Origin of the sequence: Psychrobacter sp., assembly GCF_036731945.1 — a bacterium.
GTDB lineage: Bacteria > Pseudomonadota > Gammaproteobacteria > Pseudomonadales > Moraxellaceae > Psychrobacter.
Window position 1 is genome coordinate 1 of the sequence record NZ_DAINDI010000103.1, and the last position, 4,345, is coordinate 4,345.

General features: G+C 43.4%; 6 protein-coding genes. 5 read left to right on the plus strand and 1 reads right to left on the minus strand.

Annotated elements, in window-relative coordinates:
* The 3 genes from mobC to V7D75_RS14675 form a co-directional block, all read left to right on the plus strand.
* A partial coding sequence (gene mobC, locus V7D75_RS13925; RefSeq protein ID WP_333615040.1) for a plasmid mobilization relaxosome protein MobC occupies nucleotides 1-257 on the plus strand: 257 nt, incomplete at its 5' end.
* 701 nt (nucleotides 258-958) lie between these two features.
* Entirely contained in the window at nucleotides 959-1,504 is a 546-nt protein-coding gene (locus tag V7D75_RS14670) for an MbeB family mobilization protein (RefSeq protein ID WP_442968973.1), read from the plus strand.
* 3 nt (nucleotides 1,505-1,507) lie between these two features.
* Entirely contained in the window at nucleotides 1,508-2,080 is a 573-nt protein-coding gene (locus V7D75_RS14675; RefSeq protein ID WP_442968974.1) for a hypothetical protein, read from the plus strand.
* Between the two features lie 133 nt (nucleotides 2,081-2,213).
* Here V7D75_RS14675 and V7D75_RS13935 read toward each other — a convergent pair whose 3' ends face one another.
* Entirely contained in the window at nucleotides 2,214-2,411 is a 198-nt protein-coding gene (locus tag V7D75_RS13935) for a hypothetical protein (protein ID WP_333615042.1), read from the minus strand.
* A 93-nt stretch (nucleotides 2,412-2,504) separates the two neighbouring features.
* Here V7D75_RS13935 and V7D75_RS13940 point away from each other — a divergent pair, with 93 nt between their 5' ends.
* On the plus strand, nucleotides 2,505-3,395 hold the full coding sequence (locus V7D75_RS13940) for an SEL1-like repeat protein (RefSeq protein WP_333615043.1): 891 nt from the start codon (nucleotides 2,505-2,507) through the stop codon (nucleotides 3,393-3,395).
* Between the two features lie 466 nt (nucleotides 3,396-3,861).
* Nucleotides 3,862-4,345: replication initiation protein (locus V7D75_RS13945; protein ID WP_333615044.1), on the plus strand; the 484-nt coding region annotated here is incomplete at its 3' end.

The following is a 4,345-nucleotide window of genomic DNA, read 5'->3' on the forward strand; positions in this document are numbered from 1 at the left end:
ATGATATGTCTAACTACGTTCGTGGATTGGTGCTCGATCAACCGATAGCTGCGCCCGAACCCAAGCACAAGAAAATTGTCCATAGTGCCGATCCCGAATTGGTGCGAGCGATTAATCGCATTGGCATCAACATCAACCAAATAGCCAAGCAGACCAACACAGGGCAAGAAGTCGGTAATGCTGTATTAATCGCCTTGCTTGATTTGCAAACCACGCTAGACAAAGCACTAGCGTCGAGCGTGCCCGATGATCGTTAAATTTTTCACTAATGGAACAGGTGGCAGCAAAGGCGTATTCGACTACCTGCTTAAAGACAAAGAGCAGCCAGACGGCAAACGCCTTGGTGCCGAGGTATTAAGGGGCGACATAGACAATCAAGCCTTGCTCATTGATAGCCTCGACTTCAAGCAAAAATATACCAGTGGCTGCTTATCGTTTACCGAGACCGCCAACCAAGTCAGTGCAGAACAAAAAAACGCCCTGATGGACGGCTTTGAGCAAACCATTCGAGCAGGGCTAGACGTTGATAGAGTCAGCGTAAGCTGGATTGAGCATCGAGACAAAGGCAGATTAGAGCTGAACTTTGTCTTTGCCAATGTCGATTTAGAGCATGGGCGTGTGTTTCAGCCCTATGTTCATAACGTAGATAAACGCCGTGTCAACGCATGGAAGGACATGCAGAACATCGAGCATGGATTTACCGACCCCAATGATCCCGCCAAAAAGCGACTCATGGCGCAGCGTGACAACTTACCAAGGGATATTAAAGACGCAAGACAAGCCATTACTGACGGTCTAAAGGCATTAGTGGTTGAAGGCGTTATAACCAATCGTGACGACGTTATTCAAGCCCTAAAAGATGGTGGCTTTGAGATTGCAAGACAGACCGACAAAGCAATCAGTATCAAAAACCCAGATCCCACAGCAAAACGAAATATTAGGCTAACAGGTGGATTATATGAACGAGGCTTTAACTTTAGCAGAGAAGTTCAAAGTGAAATCACAGCAGCAAGCGAAGACTATCGAGCAAGAAGTACAGAACGCTACGATGCAGCTAAACAGCTTTATGACAGCGAAATTAAAAGAAAGCGAGACTATCATCAAACAAGGCATGGAAAGCCTCGACTTGAGCAACGAGCAGCTGCTCGCGATGTTAGCCAAGCATCAAACCGATATGAGTACCGCCCTACAAACCTATATGAGCAACGTCCAAGCCCATTTAACCCAAGATTTAAACCAACTCGCAGAACAGACAGAGACGATGATAGAGAGCTACACACAGCATATCGCCCAGCTGATAGAGCAGCGAGAGGACAGGATCGCGCAGGTCATCAGATCAGAAATGAAGAAATGGGCAATCGTAGCCAGTTTGGTCGCACTTACGTTACTGGTGCTAGGCATCATCATAGGGGCAGTATCAGTCAACAAGTTCTCAAAACCGACCTACATCATTCAAAAACCGCAGACACAGATACAGCAGCCGATCAACTATGGGCAGAGGTAAATTATGGACAAGAGACTACTAGAGCAAGTGCAGCAAGCGATGCAAGCGCAACAAGATACGATCATACGCCAAGAGAAGATGCTAGACGGCCAACAGCGATACATGGAGCAGCAGCTGCGCAAGAAAGACCAGGATATAGCAGAATTGACCGCCTCATTGAACAAATTGGCACAAGCGAAGACGAAAGAGATAGAACGCTTGCCGTCGTTGTTCAAGCAGTTGCAAACTTCAATGACAGAACAAACGAACGTGTTCAATGGCTGGGTCGCATATCGGAAAGAGCACGTAACAACGCAAGCATCATTGATAAGCGAGTTATTAGCTTTAGGAAACGTACAGATTCAACTTGTAGAGCAGTTAAAGACGTATCAGAGTACGATAGCGCAGCCCGACTATCTCAACAGCGATACGACGCAATTAGAGAGCGATACCGTGAAGTTGGAGGACGGATTGAGCGAATTAGTGAACGCACAGATCAAAATAGAGCAATCACAAGCGAAAATAACCGGATCGCAGACGGCAATAGAAGCAGAATTGAAGGAATTAAACACCTTGCTGAACAAGTCAGAGAGGTAATAAAAGCTAAAGAGCAAGAACTTGAGCGTGCTAGAGCGCCCACAAGGTCACGATCTCCGAGTATGGGTCGCTAGCAGACTAAGGCTAGGAAAAAGGGAAACTATGTTTCAAGACTTTAATAAGGTAGGGTGGTTTATCTGGTCAACAGGGCGAATAAAGTTGCAAGTATAGCTTGACCTACGAACTGTACTATAGCCCAAACCGCTAAAAATATTAATACTCCAATAAAGCTATGTGGCTCAACGATATTGAAGGCAATTGTTCCAGTAATAAAAAAGAAAGCAATATATATTACGAAAAGTCCGCAACCCATTAGACCGCTATCTTCCATACAAATACGCCTTTAATATTTAGTAATATTCTATGTGTTATTATTTACATTATAGTTACATTTTCGCAAAGTATCAAAAGAGATGATGAATATATGGTTTTTACTAAACACAGATTAGTAGTGATGATTTTTCCTATTATTTTTTCCTCTCTTGTTCTTACGAGCTGTCAGAAAAAACAAGATCAAGATGTAGGTATTCAGAAGACTTCTGAAGCGCAAATATCTTCTGATGAAATAGAGAGTAAATATACAGACTTTCGGGTATTAGCTGAGCAGGGAGATGCAGAAGCTCAATATCAACTTGGTAAGATGTATTATCAAGGAAAAGCTGTAAATAAGGATTATGATAAAGCAGTTGAGTGGACTCAAAAATCAGCAGATCAAGGTAATGCAGAGGCTCAGTATTATCTGGGTAAAATGTATTATCAAGGCAAAGCTGTGATTAAGGATTATGATAAAGCAATTGAGTGGACTCAAAAATCGGCAGATCAAGGTAATGCAGAGGCTCAATTCCAACTTGGAGCTATGCACTTCCAAGGCCGTGGAGTGCCCCAAGATTATGATCAAGCACTTAAATGGTACGAGAAATCGGCAGATCAAGGTAATGTTAATGCGCAGGTTTTTGTTGGAGGTATGTACGACAATGCCTATGGCGTAAATCAAGACTACGATAAAGCAAGGTATTGGTATGAAAAAGCAGCAAGCCAAAATTTTGCAATGGCTCAAGTTCTTATTGGGGTTCTGTACTACCACGGTAACGGAGTAGCTCAAAATTATGATCAAGCACTTAAATGGTATGAGAAAGCGGCAGAACAAGAACCTTCTGTCGACAAAGCAAGTGCTTTGGCACAATACGGTATTGGCTTAATGTATTACGAGGGAAAGGGAGTACGCCAAAATATGGATACTGCAAAATCGTGGTTTGGTAAATCTTGTGATAATGGCTATCAAGATAGCTGCGATAACTATCGACAATTAAACTAAAGATGGAGTGCTAAGTATTGGACAGTTTTTATTGTTATATCAGCGTTTATGAAAAATAATACCCTAAGCAGTTTGGTGTAAATCCAAGTAAGTAATGTGAAGTAGGTACAACTTTTGAGAGCGATGTAAGCCTTAAATAGCGAGACTTTGAGAGGATATTGGTAATTGACGAAACAAGAATGAGAGCGTAAACTCAAGTGCTAGAAACGAGTAACCCTCAGTGACGCCAATCACTGAGGGTTAGATGAATTTTAATCTGTGTCAGCAGATATAAAACCCACCATATTCGAACGGTCATTTTATATCAGCAGGCGCACCAACACAAGTGTGCGTGATGTTAATACTACCGGAAATATACGAAACACTCCCCCATAAGCCCTATTGCACCGATGATTTAGGTAATCTTGTCATTCGTCCTAGGCAAACTGCCGTCAAAATGCGGTACATCCAGCACAACCCCCCTTGCATGACCCACTTCATTTGCTTAGACATTGACCATAAGCATGGCGCAATGCGCTGGGCAGAAGAATACCTACCACCGCCACGGTGGACAAGTCAAAATCCTGAAAACGGACACGCTCATATTGTCTATGAGCTAAAAACGCCTGTTTGCACCAGTGAGCATGGCAGTCGTAAAGCCTTAGACTATCTCGCTAAGATACAAGCAGGGCTTGTCAGAGAGACACGAGCAGACGTCGGCTATACCAACTTCATCACCAAAAACCCGATGCACGAGCATTGGCGTACCGAGGTCTGGACTAAAGAAGCCTATGAGCTAAATTATCTTGCGGATTTCGTTGATCTCAGACCTTTAACGAACACAGAGAAAGAATACGGACTTGGTAGGAACTGCACCTTGTTCGATACCGTTCGTCATTGGGCGTATTCTGCGATTAGAGAGCATCGAGGCAGGACTTGGGAGCAATGGTATAACTCAGTCCTTAAACAGG

Coding starts and splice junctions, on each gene's coding strand:
- V7D75_RS13935 (WP_333615042.1), bottom strand. CDS start 2,411: ATGGAAGATAGCGGTCTAATGGGTTGCGGACTTTTCGTAATATATATT.
- V7D75_RS13940 (WP_333615043.1), top strand. CDS start 2,505: ATGGTTTTTACTAAACACAGATTAGTAGTGATGATTTTTCCTATTATT.
- V7D75_RS14675 (WP_442968974.1), top strand. CDS start 1,508: ATGGACAAGAGACTACTAGAGCAAGTGCAGCAAGCGATGCAAGCGCAA.
- V7D75_RS14670 (WP_442968973.1), top strand. CDS start 959: ATGAACGAGGCTTTAACTTTAGCAGAGAAGTTCAAAGTGAAATCACAG.